At 36.9% G+C, this 17,819-nt stretch carries 18 protein-coding genes and 1 other annotated feature; of the genes, 4 read left to right on the top strand and 14 right to left on the bottom strand.

Annotated elements, in window-relative coordinates; genetic code table 11:
* Positions 1-103: 103 nt before the first annotated feature.
* Complete coding sequence (locus NSQ74_RS12720) at positions 104-640, top strand: TlpA disulfide reductase family protein (RefSeq protein ID WP_340823755.1); 537 nt, start codon at positions 104-106, stop codon at positions 638-640.
* Positions 641-1,434: 794 nt separating this feature from the next.
* On the opposite strand, the gene NSQ74_RS12715 is transcribed toward NSQ74_RS12720, so the two are convergent.
* The 4 genes from NSQ74_RS12715 to rpmG form a co-directional block, all read right to left on the bottom strand.
* Positions 1,435-3,330, bottom strand: coding sequence for an LTA synthase family protein (locus NSQ74_RS12715; RefSeq protein WP_340823753.1), 1,896 nt, complete (start codon positions 3,328-3,330; stop codon positions 1,435-1,437).
* A gap of 289 nt (positions 3,331-3,619) precedes the next feature.
* Positions 3,620-3,829 (bottom strand): YqgQ family protein, encoded by a 210-nt coding sequence (locus NSQ74_RS12710; RefSeq protein WP_340823752.1) that lies wholly within the window; start codon positions 3,827-3,829, stop codon positions 3,620-3,622.
* Position 3,830: 1 nt separating this feature from the next.
* The gene (locus NSQ74_RS12705) at positions 3,831-4,415 is read right to left on the bottom strand and encodes a 5-formyltetrahydrofolate cyclo-ligase (RefSeq protein ID WP_340823751.1); all 585 of its coding nucleotides are present in this window, start codon (positions 4,413-4,415) and stop codon (positions 3,831-3,833) included.
* A 65-nt stretch (positions 4,416-4,480) separates the two neighbouring features.
* Entirely contained in the window at positions 4,481-4,630 is a 150-nt protein-coding gene (gene rpmG / locus NSQ74_RS12700) for a 50S ribosomal protein L33 (RefSeq protein ID WP_008408521.1), read from the bottom strand.
* Between the two features lie 156 nt (positions 4,631-4,786).
* On the opposite strand from rpmG, the gene NSQ74_RS12695 reads away from it, so the two are divergent.
* Positions 4,787-5,239, top strand: a complete 453-nt coding sequence (locus tag NSQ74_RS12695; RefSeq protein WP_340823750.1) for a hypothetical protein — start codon at positions 4,787-4,789, stop codon at positions 5,237-5,239.
* Positions 5,240-5,241: 2 nt separating this feature from the next.
* Positions 5,242-5,748: a hypothetical protein gene (locus NSQ74_RS12690; RefSeq protein WP_340823748.1), complete on the top strand. Its 507-nt coding sequence runs from the start codon at positions 5,242-5,244 to the stop codon at positions 5,746-5,748.
* Between the two features lie 152 nt (positions 5,749-5,900).
* Here the strand turns inward: NSQ74_RS12690 and NSQ74_RS12685 are convergent, their stop codons facing one another.
* The 9 genes from NSQ74_RS12685 to NSQ74_RS12645 form a co-directional block, all read right to left on the bottom strand.
* Positions 5,901-6,470 (bottom strand): anthranilate synthase component II, encoded by a 570-nt coding sequence (locus NSQ74_RS12685; RefSeq protein WP_340823747.1) that lies wholly within the window; start codon positions 6,468-6,470, stop codon positions 5,901-5,903.
* Positions 6,467-7,852, bottom strand: a complete 1,386-nt coding sequence (trpE, locus tag NSQ74_RS12680) for an anthranilate synthase component I (protein WP_340823745.1) — start codon at positions 7,850-7,852, stop codon at positions 6,467-6,469. Before trpE ends, NSQ74_RS12685 begins: the two co-directional genes overlap by 4 nt.
* Positions 7,853-7,926: 74 nt before the next feature.
* Positions 7,927-8,138: a binding site (T-box leader), on the bottom strand.
* Between the two features lie 57 nt (positions 8,139-8,195).
* Positions 8,196-9,251 carry a mechanosensitive ion channel family protein gene (locus NSQ74_RS12675; RefSeq protein ID WP_340823744.1) on the bottom strand — a complete coding sequence of 352 codons (1,056 nt, stop codon included), beginning with the start codon at positions 9,249-9,251 and terminating at the stop codon, positions 8,196-8,198.
* A 117-nt stretch (positions 9,252-9,368) separates the two neighbouring features.
* Positions 9,369-10,241, bottom strand: coding sequence for a hypothetical protein (locus tag NSQ74_RS12670; protein WP_340823742.1), 873 nt, complete (start codon positions 10,239-10,241; stop codon positions 9,369-9,371).
* A gap of 432 nt (positions 10,242-10,673) precedes the next feature.
* Positions 10,674-11,333, bottom strand: coding sequence for a phosphate signaling complex protein PhoU (gene phoU, locus NSQ74_RS12665; protein WP_340823741.1), 660 nt, complete (start codon positions 11,331-11,333; stop codon positions 10,674-10,676).
* A gap of 18 nt (positions 11,334-11,351) precedes the next feature.
* The gene (gene pstB, locus NSQ74_RS12660) at positions 11,352-12,143 is read right to left on the bottom strand and encodes a phosphate ABC transporter ATP-binding protein PstB (protein WP_401018165.1); all 792 of its coding nucleotides are present in this window, start codon (positions 12,141-12,143) and stop codon (positions 11,352-11,354) included.
* A gap of 54 nt (positions 12,144-12,197) precedes the next feature.
* Positions 12,198-13,076, bottom strand: a complete 879-nt coding sequence (pstA, locus tag NSQ74_RS12655) for a phosphate ABC transporter permease PstA (protein WP_340823739.1) — start codon at positions 13,074-13,076, stop codon at positions 12,198-12,200.
* A gap of 1 nt (position 13,077) precedes the next feature.
* Positions 13,078-14,025: a phosphate ABC transporter permease subunit PstC gene (gene pstC / locus NSQ74_RS12650; protein ID WP_340823738.1), complete on the bottom strand. Its 948-nt coding sequence runs from the start codon at positions 14,023-14,025 to the stop codon at positions 13,078-13,080.
* Between the two features lie 64 nt (positions 14,026-14,089).
* Positions 14,090-15,067: a PstS family phosphate ABC transporter substrate-binding protein gene (locus tag NSQ74_RS12645; protein WP_340823737.1), complete on the bottom strand. Its 978-nt coding sequence runs from the start codon at positions 15,065-15,067 to the stop codon at positions 14,090-14,092.
* A gap of 232 nt (positions 15,068-15,299) precedes the next feature.
* Between NSQ74_RS12645 and NSQ74_RS12640 the strand changes: the two genes are divergently transcribed.
* Entirely contained in the window at positions 15,300-15,494 is a 195-nt protein-coding gene (locus tag NSQ74_RS12640) for a hypothetical protein (RefSeq protein WP_340823735.1), read from the top strand.
* Positions 15,495-15,584: 90 nt separating this feature from the next.
* Here NSQ74_RS12640 and NSQ74_RS12635 read toward each other — a convergent pair whose 3' ends face one another.
* Complete coding sequence (locus NSQ74_RS12635) at positions 15,585-17,789, bottom strand: peptidoglycan D,D-transpeptidase FtsI family protein (RefSeq protein ID WP_340823734.1); 2,205 nt, start codon at positions 17,787-17,789, stop codon at positions 15,585-15,587.
* Between the last annotated feature and the right edge of the window lie 30 nt (positions 17,790-17,819).

The raw sequence follows: 17,819 nt of genomic DNA, 5'->3' as shown, positions 1-17,819 counted from the left end.
GGTATCTTTTTAAAAATTACGCTATGATATAAGTAAGGATTTTGAAAAAATGGAATTAACGCTATTTTTATAATCCTCTAACATATACATAAAGGAGATTGTCATGAAAAGGAAAAATATTTTTATCGTCATTTCATTATTAGTAGTCTTATCACTAATTGGTATTACTGTGAAGAACGAAATATTCAAAGAGGAAGCACCAAAATTGATTGTAGATAAACAAAGTGGTTCAAAGTCGGTTAACTTCGACACGTCATTAACTCGTTTAGATGAATCAACGACGACGTTCAAAAATTATAAAGGTAAAATTCTTGTTATTAATTTTTGGGCATCTTGGTGTGGTCCTTGTCAGGCGGAAGCGCCAGATTTAAATACTTTTTTTGAGCAAAAGCCCTCGAATGTTGAGCTACTTGCGATTAATGCAACTTCTAATGACAGTCGTGAAAATGCTATCAAGTTCCAGCAATTATACGATTTGAAGTTCCCTATTTTTTTAGATAATGATAGATCGCTTGTTAAGTCATTTGAAGTTATGGCCTACCCTACAACCTTTATTATTGATACTGAAGGCGTGTTAAAGCATACAATCGAAGGGCAATTAACACAACAACAATTACAGCAATTAATAGCGAATCTTTAAATAACTAAATAATACGCCTGCCATTACATATTGTAAATACCTCTCAAACAGTGTCATAAGCATTTTAAAGATTTGCTATCTCATTCGGTCGCTTCTTCTATAGTGTCATCTTTCTATAGCGTAAAAATCCACTTCGCTTTCCGCGGGTACAAATGTCAGCCGCAACCCTCGCTTTCGCGCGGACTGTTGCGTCTTACATTTTGTATGTTCCCGCTGGAGTCTTCGTGGATTTTTACTTCGATATAAAATATACCTACATGCAGTGTCATAAGGAATTTCAGAGATTTGCTATCTCATTCGGTCGCATCTTCCTTAGTGTTATCTTTCTATAGCGTAAAAATCCACTTCGCTTTCCGCGGGTACAAATGTCAGCCGCAACCCTCGCTTTCGCGCGGACTGTTGCGTCTTACATTTTGTATGTTCCCGCTGGAGTCTTCGTGGATTTTTACTTCGATATAAAATATACCTACATGCAGTTTCATAAGGAATTTCAGAGATTTGCTATCTCATTCGGTCGCTCCTTCTATAGTGTCATCTTTCTATAGCGTAAAAATCCACTTCGCTTTCCGCGGGTACAAATGTCAACCGCAACCCTCGCTTTCGCGCGGACTGTTGCGTCTTACATTTTGTATGTTCCCGCTGGAGTCTTCGTGGATTTTTTAGGTGGAAATACAGAAACAATTCACTAGTAGTGCTATTAGATTTATAAATTGTCAGAATTGTTTGAGTGACTGGCACATCATAATTAAAAAAAATGGTGTACTAGAAATATTACTAGTACACCATTTATCATTTTACTTTACAGCATTTTGTTTTAAATTGCCTGTTTTTTCATCATAGAATCGGAGCAAGTCGCCATTGATGATAGCATCCGAGTTTTCCAATTCGGTTGTTGCTCGATCTGCATAAGGTTGGCAAGGCTCAACATCAATTTGTTCACCTGTTGCTTTGTCATAGCATGCTTCACCTGCATAAACATATTTATCTGTAATGAATCGTCCGTCACGGAAAATAACGAAATCCTCGTGCTCAGGTGAGAATAAATCTGCACCAAGCTGCATATCTTTTGACGTTTCAACACCTAGTAAATGTAAAATTGTTGGACGTAAGTCTATTTGGCCAGAAACCTCTTCCATTTCTTTCCCGTCCCCATCACCAGGGATGTGAATGAATAAAGGTACTTCTTGTAACAATGCATTATCATATGGTGTTATGCCATCTTTACCTAAATATTGTGCCATTGCTTTATTATGATTTTCAGAAATACCGTAATGGTCACCATACATAACGATAATTGAATTATCGTAAACACCTTGATCTTTTAAATCTTGGAAGAAGTCTTTTAAAGCTTCATCCATGTAACGAACTGTTTGGAAGTAACGATTTAATGTTCCTGAGTTTGACGTATATTCAGGAATCATTACATCTTCTGGATCCAAAGTGAATGGATAGTGGTTCGTTAACGTAATTAAACGAGAGTAGAATGGCTGTGGCATGTCTTTCATCAATGCAGCTGATTGCTCCATAAATGGAATGTCTTTCATTCCCCAGTTGACAGCTTGCCCTTCTTCTACAGTATATGAATCTACATCATAGAATTTATTGATTTTTAAAGATTGATACATCATGTCACGATTCCAAAACGATTTGTTGTTCGGATGCATAACATTTGTAAAGTAACCATTTTCCCCAAGACGCTCTGCCATTGAGTTATACGTATTACCGCCATGTGTGAAGAAAACTGCACCACGACCAAGCCCGAACATAGAGTTTTCTAAAATAAACTCTGAGTCAGATGTTTTTCCTAAACCTGTTTGGTGATAGAAATTACTGAAATAATACGTATCTGAATCTTTTGTTAAAGAATTTAAGAACGGCGTAATTTCGTGACCATCCATATCATTATTAATTACAAAGTTTTGTAACGATTCAAGTGAAACAACAATTAAGTTACGATCTTTGTATTTACCAAACATTTTTTCGTCGATAGCTGCTTGGTTAGAGCGAATGTAGTTGTTCACTTCTACTAATTCACTGCCATCCGCTAATGCGCGTTGTGCAGAAGATTTAGACTGAATATAAATATCATATAAATGATAGTTGTACGTACCGATGTTTTTTACAAGAAGTTCACGGTCAAAGCTTCGTGTTAACAATTGTGGACGCTCAGTTTCAGCTAATCCTAAGTTTAAGAAAGTCATTGCAATCGCTAAAACGAAAAATGCTCGACGGAATTCAACGTTTACTTTTACCGCTTCTTTCATTCTTGGTAAATATTTATTTGCAATAATTAATATAAATACATCTGCAAAATATAAAAGATCCCAAGGGTTGATAATAGCTGCAGCTGATGTTCCTAAATCACTGAAGTTACTTGTTTGGAATAATACCGGTAATGTAATAAAGTCATTGTAGAATCGATAGAACGCAACATTTCCATATAAAACAATAGATAATAATACACTAATAGTAATTATATAACGATTTCGTATTTTTGGTGTTTTAAAGAATAACGATAATCCATAAATAAACAGCACAAAACTTAATGGATTGATAAACAATATGAATTGTTGCATCGCATTTTCTAACTTCAACTCAAAGCTTGTGTGGTAAACAATGACCGTTTTTATCCAAGTTGCTACAATTGCTAGTATCATAAATGAATGTTTAGGCCACTTTGTTAATTTCATTCCTAACATCCTCCCTATTCCTTACAAAAAAATAATAAAATTAATCAAACTGTTACAAATTGTTACTGAAACAAAATATATCTTAATCCTTTTTTTACAGATAATCAACAGATATATTTTTTTGGAAGCCCTCACGACTACCCAATTATACACTTAACATTAATATATACGTTCTTGATTGTAAAAAGTTTCGTAAAATCATAAAAACAGTGGAAAACCACTGTTTTTGATAATTTTACATACGTATTACAATATTTTTACGATACCCAAATTATTCGCACTTAAAACATTATTGCTTATTTTGTTCAACCCGAAGTCTTGTAGCTTCTTGTCGAATTAATAACAAAGCCATTTGGTAATCTTTAATGTCCAGGACATTCGCCTTATACAACTCACGAATTTCATCCTCCATTAACATCAAATCACCAATTGGATCCCGAGTATAAATGTAAGTGCCATATGTTTTTAACAATTCATAAATATCTAACATTTTATCCATTTTATTTCGCTCCTCGTTGCGCTACACAATCAATACGTTTTGTCGGTGTTATAATAAGATCCACTGGGCAATCATGCGTCTCAATAGGCACTTGTTCATAAAGTTGCACATCAAAAAGTAGAGACATCAGTTTACCTTTTTTATAGTGTAATACATAGCGATCGTAATAACCACCACCGTAGCCAATTCGGTAACCATTTGTATCAAAAACAACACCCGGAACAAGTATGATATCCATTTCATTTGCGTCAACGAACTCACATTCTGCAGGAATTGGTTCACGCAAATGCATATAAACAGTTTCTAACTGTGCAAATGACTCTATGGCATAAAATGACATTTCTCTCGTTTTTGCGTTACATTTAGGAACAGCCACTTTTTTACCTAGTTGCCAAAGTGCTTCTATTAAATGAATAGTGTCAACTTCCGGCATATTGGAAATTGTGATGCCAATCGTATTTGCTTCTATTATATATGGTTCCTGTAGCACTTTTTTTGCTACAGCAAATGATTGATCACGATACGTTATTGCACTCATATTTGCAAGTGCTTCACGTACTTCGTTGCGTAATGTTGTTTTATCCAAGATAGGTTACCTCCTATTAAAATGTAGAAAGCCAAAACCACATGTGGTTTTGGCTTAATGAGCGATTACTTCGTTTCACGGTGAAGAGTGTATTTCTTCTCGCGAGAGCAATATTTTTTAAGTTCAAGACGCTCTGGATTGTTACGCTTGTTCTTTTTAGAAATGTAGTTACGTTCGCCGCAATCTGTGCAAGCTAAAGTAATGTTTACGCGCATCATTAACCCTCCCACTCTATATCAAGAATTAAATTTTAAATTTGAGCATGATTTATACGACTAACCTATTATAACATAAACTGAAAAAAAATCTACCTTCATTTCATATTAAGTTTGCATGTGGTAAAATACCTTATAATTACATAATTTAACGGGGTGAAACTATTGGATTTATCCATCATACTTATGATTGTCGGTATCGTTCTTATCGTTTTATCGTTCTTTTTCAAAAATAGCGCGAAAAAAGTCGAACAAGATGTCGAAGAATTATCTATCTCTATTTTCCAAGAAACTAATAATTTAAAGCGTCGGCTAAAAATTGTTGAAGAGGAGCTATTACTAGAACCAGAATTCCAAGTTAAATCACCAGTGACTAAAAATCCAACGCTACACAATCCAAAGGTTCAACAGGTTATGCAGGCCGTTCAACAAGCAACACAAGCAAAAAGGTCAGAGCCGGTGCCTAACAATCTTAAACCAATTCACGATATTATTATTAGTCAAGTGCTTGAATTAAACAAACAAGGTCTTTCTATTGCTGATATTAGTATTCGCTCCAATTTAACAGAAGAGCAAGTACAACAAGTGATTGCAAACGGAGGTCGGTGATTATGAACAAATCCTCTATCCGTGCATTTGGGGTCGCCCTTTTTCTAGTCGGCGCGTTACTATCCGTAGCTGACCGCTTTGATCTCAATATTGGCCTACCAACAGTTGCCTCTACAAATGATAAGGATGTGGAGGAGCTACAAAAACAGCTTGAACAGGCAACGAAAGAAATTGCTTCATTAAAAGCACAAACTACTAAAGAAACTGTTACAGAAAATACGAAGGAAGAAAATGCAACTGACGCTACCGCTGAGAGTGAGCATGCTGAGAGCAGTACACCTGATTCCGACGATGAAGTAACGATGACGCTTCAAATATATAGCGGAATAACGCCTTATATTGTGGCACAAAAGCTAGAGGATGGTGGCATTATTACAAATAGTGTCGAAATGGAACTACTCCTTGCTAATGCAAAATATGCTCGAAGCTTACAAATTGGCTCCTATGAGGTCAATTCTTCTATGACATTAGAGGAAATCGCTAAGTTAATTACAGGTAAAAAACAATAAAATACACTAGTAAAATTCAGAATTGTTTGAGTGACTGGCACGCGTAAATTAAAAAAATCCACTTCGCTTTCTGCGGGAACTTGTAAGCCGCAGGAGCCTTAGTGGATTTTTTCTTAGTTGTTAAATTATCAGAATTGTTTTAGTGACTGGCACTATATTGAGTTTAGAAAGGCTTGCACGATATTGTTACCTGCTTCAGTGCCTATTGACTCTGGATGAAATTGTAATCCGACTAGTGGATGGTGTTTATGCTGAATAGCCATAATTTCCCCGTCATCTTTAGATGTTGCAGTAACAATAAAATCCTCATGTAATGTAGTTGGCTCTATTATTAATGAATGATAGCGCATCACTTCAACTTCACCATCTAATTGTGCGAAAACCCCTGTTTGTTTGTAGCTTAATGCTGATAACTTGCCGTGCATAATGTTGTTTGCTTGTTCAATCGAGCCCCCGAATGCCTGCCCTATCGACTGATGCCCTAAGCAAATTCCTAAAATCGGGTATTTTTTATATAACTCCTGTACGACTTGCACTGTAATTCCAGCCTCATTTGGCGTCCCTGGACCTGGGGATAAAATAATCGCTTCTGGATCCATATCTTTTATTTCTTCAATTGTTATTTCATCATTGCGTACTACTCTTACTTCCTTACCAAGCATACTAACTTGCTGAAATAAATTATATGTGAATGAATCATAATTATCGATTAGTAAAATCATTTTTTTACCTCCAGTAGCGCACGAGCTTTATTAAGTGTCTCTTCATATTCTGATAAAGGGATTGAATCATAAACGACTCCGGCACCTGCCTGCACATGTGCATGCCCATCTTTAATAACCATTGTACGAATCGCTAGCGCTAAGTCCATATCTCCTGTAGCCGAAATATAGCCTACTGCACCTGCATAAACACCGCGCTTAACTGGTTCCATCTCATTAATTAGCTGCATCGCTCTAATTTTTGGTGCTCCTGACACTGTCCCAGCTGGCAAACATGCACTAAGGACGTCTAATACGTGCACTTCATCTCGAAGCTCACCTACTACCTCTGATACGATATGCATGACATGCTTATAGCGTTCAATGTTCATATATTTAGTAACCTTTACTGTGCCAACCTTGGAAATTCGGCCAATATCATTACGCCCTAAATCAACTAACATTCGGTGTTCAGCGATTTCTTTCTCATCCAATAATAAACTTTCTGCAATAGCCTCATCCTGCTGTTGCGTTGTACCACGGGGCTTTGTTCCAGCAATTGGATTTGTCGTGACTTTCCGATTTTTGACCTTTACAAGACTCTCAGGAGAAGTTCCTAAAATAGTGTAAGCCTCAAAATCCATATAAAACATATATGGTGATGGATTGGATGTTCTTAACTGACGATACAAGGCAAATGGATTGCCCGCAAATGGGGAAGAAAAACGTTGGGATAATACAATTTGGAAAATATCTCCCTTTACAATATGTTGTTTTGCGCGCTCAACAATAGTAATAAACTCTTCCTTCGGTATCATCGGCTGGAAATCTACTGTACCTAAATCCATCAAACCAAACGTAGTACCAGCGTATAGCTGATTCTCCATTTCAGCGAGTTCGGCTTCCATCGTATCAAGTGTGCGTCCTTCATTAAATAAATCAATTGCCGCTAATGTAACCTCTTGTTTTAAATGATCGAATACGATAAATGTATCATAGAAAAAAACATGGACATCTGGCATATTTAAATTATCATGTAAATACTCACCAATTTTTTCTGCATAAAAGGCCGTTTCATAACCAAAATAGCCAATCGCGCCCCCGAAAAAGGCAAATGGATAGGCCGCTTCATGGAATGGCATGACTTCTTTTAATTTTTTCAACACATTATCGCTAGACTTGTCAATCTCGTCACCCTTTGTAAATTGATACCCATTTTTATCCCCGATAAGTTCAGCTATTGGGTTAACGGCGATAAAGGAATAACGACCACTTTCCTCATGCTTTGCTGAAGATTCAAATAGCATCTTATGCTTTCCTGCAAGGGATTGATACACCGAAATGGGCGTCATCATGTCCCCTTGTAATACCTTCATGGCAAATCTGCTAAGCTCAACTGTCATACTTAATCTCTCCTTCGCTATGCTCTACTCTGCTCTGCTACACCAAAAATCCATATAAAAAGGCCTTTCCATCACAAAAGGACGGAAAAGCCGTGGTGCCACCTTCATTGGTCTAATTATAAAGACCCTCTCAATGCCTTGTAACGTAGGCAAACGCTAATCCATACTACTCTTTTCTGAATTAGAGCTCCGAAGTCCATTCACTATTTATTTGTACTAGCTTCCACCAACCGCTAGCTCTCTAGAACAAATCATAATAGTTACTACTCTTCATCTAAGCTGATTACTAGTTTACATTGTAATGTAAAGTATCAAACAATTCAAATTATATTTTACCATATTCTCAACAATCGTCGTCCGTTTCCTCGGCAAGGACAATGTCATACTCACTTACTACCTGACGGATAGCAAATAAAACATCCTGTCGGACACTTAGCATTACTGCCGTATCATTTGTTGCAACAAAGAAGCGAACAAGAACACGATATGATGTTTGGTGAAACTCATCAATATAAACATGAATCATTTCTTTTTCAGTATTAGCATGTAAATAAATTTGCTGATGAATCGTACTTAAAGCACTGCGCAATTGTTCCTCTTCGTTTTCTGCGGCTACATATAAAAACAGTTCACATTTTCGTTTTTCTCGTTTTGATAAATTATATATCGGACGATTAACTAAATAAGAGTTTGGCACATATACAAGCCCTTTGTCGCCTGTTTGAATGAGCGTACTACGAAGGTTGATATCTTCAATTGTGCCTTCTATTTTTTGATCCTCTGTTGCAATCCAGTCGCCAATTTGAAAAGGATTGTCAAGTGCAACCGACATTCCACCAAAAACATGCGCCAACGTATCACGTATACCAAAGGCAATCGCTACTCCTGTTAGACCAATCCCTGTTAAAAAGCCATTTATATTAAAGTCCCAAAATGAAGCTATTGTAAACATGGCTAATATCATCACAAGCACTTTACCGATACGAAGGAAGAACGGGAGAAGAACATTTCGCTCTTCATCGTTATTTAACTGTAATGGCTGCTTTGTATAATAATGAAGAACATCATATATACCTTTAAATGCAAAAAACACCATGATAGATAATACGAAATTTTTCGTTGCAAAATGTGTAAATAAAAATATTTTAAGTAAATTCGATAAACTAAGTACAACTACTGCAGACATAAACGCATAACGGATTGCGTTATTAAATTGTGCAAGCACAGTCGCTTGAAAATTACGTTGTCTCTTTTTTAAAAACGTTACACTGCTCGTAATTATTTTCTTCAGCACAAAATGCTGGAATAGCCAACCAAATACACAAAACGCGACTGCAACTGTAATGTCCATCCATGTTGGCGCAGTCAAGTTCGGTAATAACCATTTCATTGAATCCATGTAATTCTCCTTTTACTTACCTATGTACATTTTTGTAAATGTTTTAATACTGTCAAAAACGGTATGACCGATCAGTAAAAATAAGCCGACCAAAAGCTCTCTGGTCAGCTGTACATTTTATTGAATCGCATCGTCTGCAAAAATAGCCTTATTTGCAAACCAAAAATGATGCTCATTAAAACGTTGTTCATTCATCGCAATTACTGAAAATTCGGCATGATAACGCTGCTTCATTTCCTCTATCATTGTCTTTGCACGCTTCCCTAATAAATATTGCCCATCAACAGGATTACCTTCAGTAAAAATAATAACATCTGTTTCTGCACATTGCTGATTTTCCTGTAGCAATCCTTTTACAAACTGTAGAACAGGTAAAATTGCCGCTTCCCCTTTTGCCTTATATTCAATAAAATCTTTAAAATCAGATAGATTTAAATGTCCATTTTCAAAGCGATAATGGACATGAATTTGACAATCATATGGCACGATATATAAATCTCTTTGCTCCTGATGCGCATCCATAAATAAAGACAAAATCATGCTTTTACACAGCTCTGAATATTTGGCCATTCCAGATGTTTGTTCAAGACATATAACCATTGGGCCTTGCTCTTCCTTGTAGTCAACAAATGGAACATATAGAATATTACCACTTTTTGTCGTTTGTTGCTTTAGTTTTTGGCGTCTAGCTTCTTGCCACTTTTGCTCATAATACAAGCGCTGCTCTTTCCCATTCGCTAACTGCTCTGCCTGTTCAATAGTTGGAACGTTTTCACGAATCTCATGCATGACATCCGCTAGCTCAAGTGCAAATGCTGCCATATTTCGTAGTGTCTCACTCTTGTAAAAATAGTCAATAAAAAAATGTTGTTCCTTATCACTTAACTCTTCTAGATGTAAATTTTCATATAGAAAACCTAAGTATTTGCGTTGTTCTATTGAAATTTCTAGACCAAATTTCTTCATAAGTGATTCTACACTGTCTTTCATGCAGCAGCACCTCCTAAGCACCTATTTTTTCGGGATAATGTCTATAGTATAACCAAATTTTTTTTTTGACAATACAATAACACCCTACAGTATTTGACGCACAGGCAGAGTGCAATGTTGCTGCAATTTTGTTTATGTAGTTATTTAATGCAGAAAGCAGCCCAAAGTGCCAGGCACTCATACAATTTTGATGACTGGCCAACTTTGATTCATGGGGGGAACTGTAAAAATTGAAGATGTTACATTTCGCTTGTTAGCTTCATGAGTAACCGAATATTTTATAAAGTGTCAGGCACTCACACAATTTAATGCACCACACGTAAATGTAATAGATAGACGTAAATATCTATTTTAAAATGAAAAAGACTATAGCCAATTCGAAGTTTTTCGAGTTAGCTATAGTCTAAAAGGGCCTCACAATGCAGCCCTCTTTTAATTATTCAATTCATAATGTTTACCTTTGATTAAGTAAAATAAATGTTCAGCAATATTAGTTGCATGATCAGCTGAGCGTTCAAGATAACGACAAACAAACGTTAAATGTGTTATTTGCGAAATATGCGCTGGATTTTCTGCACCAGCACGAAGCAATAATGTAACGGTCGCTCCATATAAATCATCTACATAATCGTCCAGATCAGCAATTTCTTTGGCACGAACTGTATCTTCGTCCTTAAATGCAGTAATAATGCTCTCAAGCATTTCTACAGTTTTATTGCACATTGTTTGTAAATTTGTTGTCGGAAAGACCAATGGCTCTTTGCCTATACGGATTGTCTCTTTAGCAATATTGACCGCATAATCGCCCACTCTTTCCATATCGGATGCCGCTTTTACAAGCACCATAAGTCGACGTAAATCTGTTGCAACGGGCTGCTGCTTGGCGATCATTAAAATAACTCGATCATTAATTTCTTCTTCAAGGCGGTTAATAATTAAATCATCTTCAAGAATTTTTAACGCCTTCTCCAAATTTTGCTCTTGTAATGCTTCAAATGAAATTTTTAACGCATTAATACTACTTGTTGCAATTTCCACAAACTGTTCTTGAATTTCTTTAAGCTCTTGCTCAAAGCGTTCACGTACTGCCATCTATCGTTCCTCCTCTGCTTAGCCGAAGCGTCCTGAAATATAATCTTCTGTACGTTGATCAGCAGGTGTTTGGAAAATCACATCTGTTTTGTCATATTCAACGACTTCGCCGCTAAGGAAAAATGCTGTACGGTCCGAAATACGTGCTGCTTGTTGCATGTTATGTGTAACGATAATAATTGAATAATCCTTTTTAAGCTCTTGTACAAGCTCTTCTACCTTTAATGTAGAAATTGGGTCAAGTGCAGACGTTGGCTCATCCATTAAAATAACATCTGGCTCTATCGCTAAACAGCGTGCGATACAAATACGTTGTTGCTGTCCACCTGATAGACCGTATGCATTTTGATTTAAACGATCTTTTACTTCGTCCCAAATCGCTGCACCTCGCAGAGACTTTTCAACAATTTCGTCCAGAATTTTTTTGTTTTTTATGCCATGGATACGAGGGCCATAAGCAATATTATCATAAATAGATTTTGGGAACGGATTAGGCTTTTGGAAAACCATCCCCACACGAGTACGTAATTCCTCTACTGTATAACTTTTATCTAAAATATTGCGCTCACGATACAAAATCTCTCCCGAAGTGCGGACAGTTGGTACTAGTTCTACCATTCTGTTCAACGTTTTTAAATAAGTTGATTTCCCGCAACCTGAAGGGCCGATAATAGCTGTTACTTCATTTTCATAAATACTTAAATTAATGTCTTTTAAACCATGATGATCTCCGTACCATAAATTTAAGTTGCGCGTATCATACACTACTTTTTTCGCCACTTCAGCGCTAGCCTTTACATTTATATTAATCGATTTAACAACTGATTTTTCCTCTTTAAAATCTAGTACCATAAGGTCACCTCATTAATAACGTTTTTGGAATTTATTTCGAATAAAGATGGCAATCGAATTCATCAGTAACAGCACAATCATCAGCACTAAAATACCCGCTGCCGCTACATATTGAAATGCCTCTTGCGGACGTTTTGCCCAATCGTAAATTTGCATTGGCAATGCCGTAAACTGACTTAAAAGATCATTAGGTAAAAACTGTAAAATAACTGGAATCCCAAGTACTACTAACGGAGCTGTTTCACCAATCGCACGGGACAACGCCAAAATACTACCTGTTAAAATTCCCGGTATAGCTGCTGGTAAAACGACTCGTAAAATCGTTTGCCATTTTGTTGCACCCATACCGTAAGATGCTTCACGTTGTTCATTCGGTACAGCACGAATTGCTTCCTGCGCTGCCACGATAATTACAGGTAAAATTAACAAACTCATTGTTAAACCTGCAGCTAGAATACTTTTACCAAGTCCCATCATACGAACAAAAATTGTTAAGCCAAGTAATCCAAAAACAATTGAAGGTACACCTGCTAAGTTTGAAATATTCATACGAATAAAATCATTTAGTCTATTTTTCTTTGCATATTCTTCTAGATAAATGGCTGTTCCTACACCTAGAATGATTGATACGGGAGCTACAACCGCCATCAACCACAGCGAGCCAACTAATGCCGCTTTAATTCCCGCCTTATTCGCAAAACGAGAAGCAAAATTTGTTAAGAAATCAAAGTTTAAATAGCCAATTCCTTGTGTCACAATCCGGTAGAGCAAAATAGCTAGCATCACAAGTGCAAATGTAGTTGCCAAGAAAAATAAGAACTTCCACACTTTATTGAATGTAATACGCTTTGTCATTCGTTTCTTGACGACTGTATCATCGATATAGCGCATGCTAGTAAACCTCCCTGAAGCGTTTCGAAATATAATGAGCAATTAGATTCATTACTAAAGTAAAGATAAATAAAGTGAATCCAACTGAGTAAATCGAGTAATAAATCGTCGTTCCATAACCAGCATCACCAGTTGACACTTGTACAATATAAGCTGTCATTGTTTGGATGGAATCTGTCACATCAAGATCAAATTTCGGTGTTGATCCACCAGCAAGTGATACAATCATCGTTTCCCCAATTGCCCGGGAAATAGCGAGTACTACCGATGCAATAATCCCTGACAAAGCTGCTGGTAACACGACTTTTATAGCAACTTCAAACTTCGTTGCACCTAAGGCTAAAGCCCCTTCACGCATACTGTTTGGTACAGATGACATCGCGTCCTCTGATAGTGATGTAATCATTGGCAAAATCATAATGCCCACTACAATCCCTGGACTAAGTGCATTAAACAGCTTCAGTTGTGGAATGATTCCTTGTAGCAAAGGTGTTACAAACGTCAATGCAAAGAAACCATAGACAATTGTTGGAACACCTGCTAACACTTCTAATATCGGTTTAACGGTACGTCGTATTTTCTCGCTTGCATATTCACTCAAATAGATTGCTGAAGCAATTCCAAATGGTACAGCTACGGCAACTGCAATAAATGTTACTTTAAGTGTCCCTGCAATAAGTGGTAATATCCCAAACAAAGGCTCCTTCCCAGAAAACGGTAGCCACTGTGTACCAAATAGAAAATCCGTAATCGAAACACGTTTAAAGAACTCAAACGTTTCAAAAATAAGGGTGAAAACAATGCCAAATGTCGTCAAAATCGAGATAAGCGCTGCAGAAAATAATAAAGCTGGCATGGCTTTTTCCACTATTTTCTTAGTTTTATGATTGCGCGAATTTGCAATTAATTGTTGCACAGATGATGTCTTATTTTCTTTATGAGAAACCATTGGGTACTCCTTTCCATTAAGCAAGGGAAAGAGCATACATCTCTTTCCCTCTATGCATGTCTGCTTATTTTAAACCTTCTAAAGTTTTTAAGCCTTCAGCATATTTTTCTTCAGGTAGACTAACATAACCTACTGCCTCTGCCATATCCCCTGCATTTTCAAGTGTGAATTTGATGAAATCATATGCTGCTGCATTATCTTTAATTGCACTGTTTTTCACATATGTGAATAACGGACGTGAAAGTGGCGTATATTCCCCAGCTTCAATTGTGTCATGTGTTGGTTCAATGCCATTTACTTTCACAATGTTTAATTTATCTTTATTTTCTAAGTAGTAAGCGAAGCCGAAGAAGCCAATTGCGTTTTTGTCACCAGCAACACCTTGGACTAGCATATTATCATCCTCTGATAATGTTGCTGCACTTACTAGATCAGCACCATCTAAAACTACTTCATCAAAGTAATCATACGTACCTGAATCAGTACCTGGTGAATAGAAGACGATTTTCTCTGCTGGCCATGATGGATCGATATCTGACCATTTTTTCTCTGTGCCATCTTCAGTCCAAATTTTCTTTAATTGATCTATCGTTAAGTCCTTTGCCCAATCATTTTCAGGGTTCACCACTACAGATAAACCATCATATGCTAAAGCTAACTCAGTGTAAGCAATTCCTGCTTGCTCTAGTTTTTCTTTCTCTTCAGTTTTTATAAAACGAGATGCATTTGAAAAGTCTGTCTCACCTGCGATGAATTTTTCAAAGCCGCCACCAGTACCAGAAACACCTACCGATACTTTGACATCCGGTTGTGCACCTGCATACTCTTCAACAACTGCTTCAATGATTGGTGCTACTGTTGATGAACCATCTCCAGCAACTGAACCTTGCAGTTTCTCGTCAGCAGCTTCTTGTCCTGAGTTCGCTGGTGCATTCGTTTCTGCATTGTTACCATTTTGCGCTGAGTTGTCTCCACTACATGCACCTAGCATTAATGCTGAACCCATTACCGCTGTCATCGTTAAGTACTTCCACTTTTTCATCTCATTTGCCTCCGTCACTAACTTTTTTATTTGTTGTTTGCCTTACAATCTTTACTATAATGACTTATTGTTGAATTCGTATAAATCGTTCGTAAAAGACACGTAAAGGAATGTAATGCTTTGTAAATGATTGTAAAGAATCATTTACAATCACATTCTTACTTGCTTCCTTTAGGAAAAATGCTATAATAAGCATTTGTGTCAGGAAATACTATAAGAGGGGTTTGACTTTGTGATTAATCATGCAAAAGTGCAAAATGCCGATTACTTTAAAACATATTTAACACTTATCATGGATCATCGGGAGTTTTCTTTACAGGAGGCTATTGATTTTATGGTGTCATCTTATTTCTTTAATAATATAGAGCTCTATGGAAAAAAACCGAAGCAACAGTTTGAATTAGCAATTCAACAACTTTCTGTCTAGTAAATCGCCTCTAGAAAATTAGACGCGAAAATAGACGCTTTGACTATAAATAAAAAACCGCTAGGCATTTAAAATGCGCTAGCGGTTTTTTTATTCTTGTTCATCCTCGCCAATTTTATCATTTGTAATAGCAGGTAAAATTGGTTGCTCTACTTTATTATCTGTCACTTTTGTCGTGTCGTACTTTTCTTTTAGCTCATAGTATTTATCTAAAGCACGTCTTGCAATAACGTTATTGTTTGATAAATGTTGATCTAGGTTAGTAGTTGCCCAAGGAATCACAACAGCATAGGCAATTTCAGGATTTTCATATGGCGCATAGCCAACATGCGTCAAATTAATCGTATTTGTACCATAACGCTCTTTTAACGGACCATAATATACAACTTCGGCTGTTCCCGTTTTTCCGGCAGCTGTATACGGCGCATTCGCAAATGCTGATCGTGCAGTACCACGAGAGCCTGTATAAACACGGTGCAATCCTTGTTTAACATAATTAATTTCATCATCAGTATTATCGATATGATTTAAAATTCTCGGTCCTACTTCTGTCACTAATTGTCCAAGCTGCTGACCATCTTTTGATGGATCACGCACTTCTTTCACAACATGGGGCTGAATACGGTAGCCACCATTCGCTATCGTTGAGATGTATTGTGCTAGTTGTAGCGGTGTATACGTATCATACTGTCCAATAGCTAAGTCGAGTGTTTTACCACCCATCGTAGGACCTGAAGGACCTTCCACTCCACTAAATTCATTTGGTAAATCAATACCTGTATTAACACCTAAGCCAAATTGTGCATAGGAATTACGCATATTTGGGAATGTTTGATCATTTAATCGTAATGGCATCATATAACTATATGGTGTGCCATTGATCAGCATTGCTGTTTTAAACATATAAACGTTAGAAGATTGTTCAAGTGCACTTAAGCCGTCCATTGAAATATACCCACCATGGTTAAAGATCGATTTTTTTACTGGTGTACCAAGTAAATGGATAGGTTCATCTCCCAATACTGTGCTCGGCGAAATTGCCCCTAGTTTATAACCTGTAAGCAAAGTGGCTGCTTTTACGACAGATCCTGCTTCATAAGCTGTTGTGAACGATCCGTATGCATAATCCACAACTACATTTTTCCCAGTTTCTGAATCTTTTTCTATTTTTTTACCGACCATTGATAAAATGTCACCAGTGTTCGGATCCATCATGATTAAGAAAGCGCGATCCAATAAACTAGAGCCAGACATCGCTTTTAAATTAAGCAGTTCTTCCTCTACAATTTTTTCATTAGCTGCCTGTAACTCACTATCAAATGTTAATACTAAATCTTTTCCAGGCTCGCCTTCATATGTTGTAATGGTATCGACAACTTGCCCTTTTTTATTCGTAATATTTTTGACAACTGTTTTTTGCCCTTGTAAAAGCTCTTCATATTGCGCTTCAATATAACTTTCTCCTACGCGGTCATTACGAGAATAATCCCGTGCCAAATAATAATTCAGCTTATCTTTCGGAATCCCCTTCGTTGGAACAGTTGTGCGGCCTAACACAGAAAGTGAAGATAGTTTGACACGCTTCCAGTCTGTCGTTGTATTGACTCCTGGCAACTCCGTTAAACGCTCAGAAACACGTGCAAATTCATCAGCTGTAACATTTTCACTTTTAATGATTTGTGGCGATAAATTATAGCCTGATACCATCTCTCGGTAAATTGCTAGTACTTCTAAATCATCATCAGTTAATTGTGCTAATTCTTCGTCGGTAATGCGCTCACGCACAACCTTATCAATCTCTGCATTTGCTTGACTTGTCGTAATATTTTCTTGGGTTTTAATTTTAGTTTGCTCTGCATCAGAAATTTTTGCGTATGCCGCATCATGATTTTTTAAAATCCAAAAATCATATTTATCACGTAGTGTGATACGGTCTATCGGCTGTTCAATCAGCTGCGCAAGCTTTTCAGCTATTGCTAGCATATCCTCAGTTTTTGTCGTCTGCATTTTCGTATATGTAATGGCATTTTCCGGTTGGTTATCAACTAAAATTCGCCCATAACGATCATACATTCTACCCCTTGGTACACTTGTATTAACAGGTACTTCCTCTGTCCGCTCTAAAATACGAACATAATCTTCCCCTTTTACAATTTGCATATAACCAAGCCTAAAAATTAACATCGAAAATACGATAAATATTGCAAAGAAAAGGACATTCATACGAAATGTTAAATTAGAATGATGCTTTGCTTTAACACTCGCTGCGCGATTTTTCCCCGGTGCTTTGCGCATATGTATTACCCTCCTCATCTAATAACTGTT

The organism is Lysinibacillus sp. FSL W8-0992, from assembly GCF_038008685.1.
GTDB lineage: Bacteria > Bacillota > Bacilli > Bacillales_A > Planococcaceae > Lysinibacillus.
Note: the sequence above shows the minus strand (reverse complement) of the source record. Positions and strands in the feature narration are given on the sequence as shown.

What these genes read in the sequence shown, in the direction of transcription:
- NSQ74_RS12720 (WP_340823755.1), top strand. Translation starts at nt 104, where the DNA reads ATGAAAAGGAAAAATATTTTTATCGTCATTTCATTATTAGTAGTCTTA.
- NSQ74_RS12715 (WP_340823753.1), bottom strand. Translation starts at nt 3,330, where the DNA reads ATGAAATTAACAAAGTGGCCTAAACATTCATTTATGATACTAGCAATT.
- NSQ74_RS12710 (WP_340823752.1), bottom strand. Translation starts at nt 3,829, where the DNA reads ATGGATAAAATGTTAGATATTTATGAATTGTTAAAAACATATGGCACT.
- rpmG (WP_008408521.1), bottom strand. Translation starts at nt 4,630, where the DNA reads ATGCGCGTAAACATTACTTTAGCTTGCACAGATTGCGGCGAACGTAAC.
- NSQ74_RS12690 (WP_340823748.1), top strand. Translation starts at nt 5,242, where the DNA reads ATGAACAAATCCTCTATCCGTGCATTTGGGGTCGCCCTTTTTCTAGTC.
- NSQ74_RS12685 (WP_340823747.1), bottom strand. Translation starts at nt 6,470, where the DNA reads ATGATTTTACTAATCGATAATTATGATTCATTCACATATAATTTATTT.
- trpE (WP_340823745.1), bottom strand. Translation starts at nt 7,852, where the DNA reads ATGACAGTTGAGCTTAGCAGATTTGCCATGAAGGTATTACAAGGGGAC.
- NSQ74_RS12675 (WP_340823744.1), bottom strand. Translation starts at nt 9,251, where the DNA reads ATGGATTCAATGAAATGGTTATTACCGAACTTGACTGCGCCAACATGG.
- NSQ74_RS12670 (WP_340823742.1), bottom strand. Translation starts at nt 10,241, where the DNA reads ATGAAAGACAGTGTAGAATCACTTATGAAGAAATTTGGTCTAGAAATT.
- phoU (WP_340823741.1), bottom strand. Translation starts at nt 11,333, where the DNA reads ATGGCAGTACGTGAACGCTTTGAGCAAGAGCTTAAAGAAATTCAAGAA.
- pstA (WP_340823739.1), bottom strand. Translation starts at nt 13,076, where the DNA reads ATGCGCTATATCGATGATACAGTCGTCAAGAAACGAATGACAAAGCGT.
- pstC (WP_340823738.1), bottom strand. Translation starts at nt 14,025, where the DNA reads ATGGTTTCTCATAAAGAAAATAAGACATCATCTGTGCAACAATTAATT.
- NSQ74_RS12645 (WP_340823737.1), bottom strand. Translation starts at nt 15,067, where the DNA reads ATGAAAAAGTGGAAGTACTTAACGATGACAGCGGTAATGGGTTCAGCA.
- NSQ74_RS12635 (WP_340823734.1), bottom strand. Translation starts at nt 17,789, where the DNA reads ATGCGCAAAGCACCGGGGAAAAATCGCGCAGCGAGTGTTAAAGCAAAG.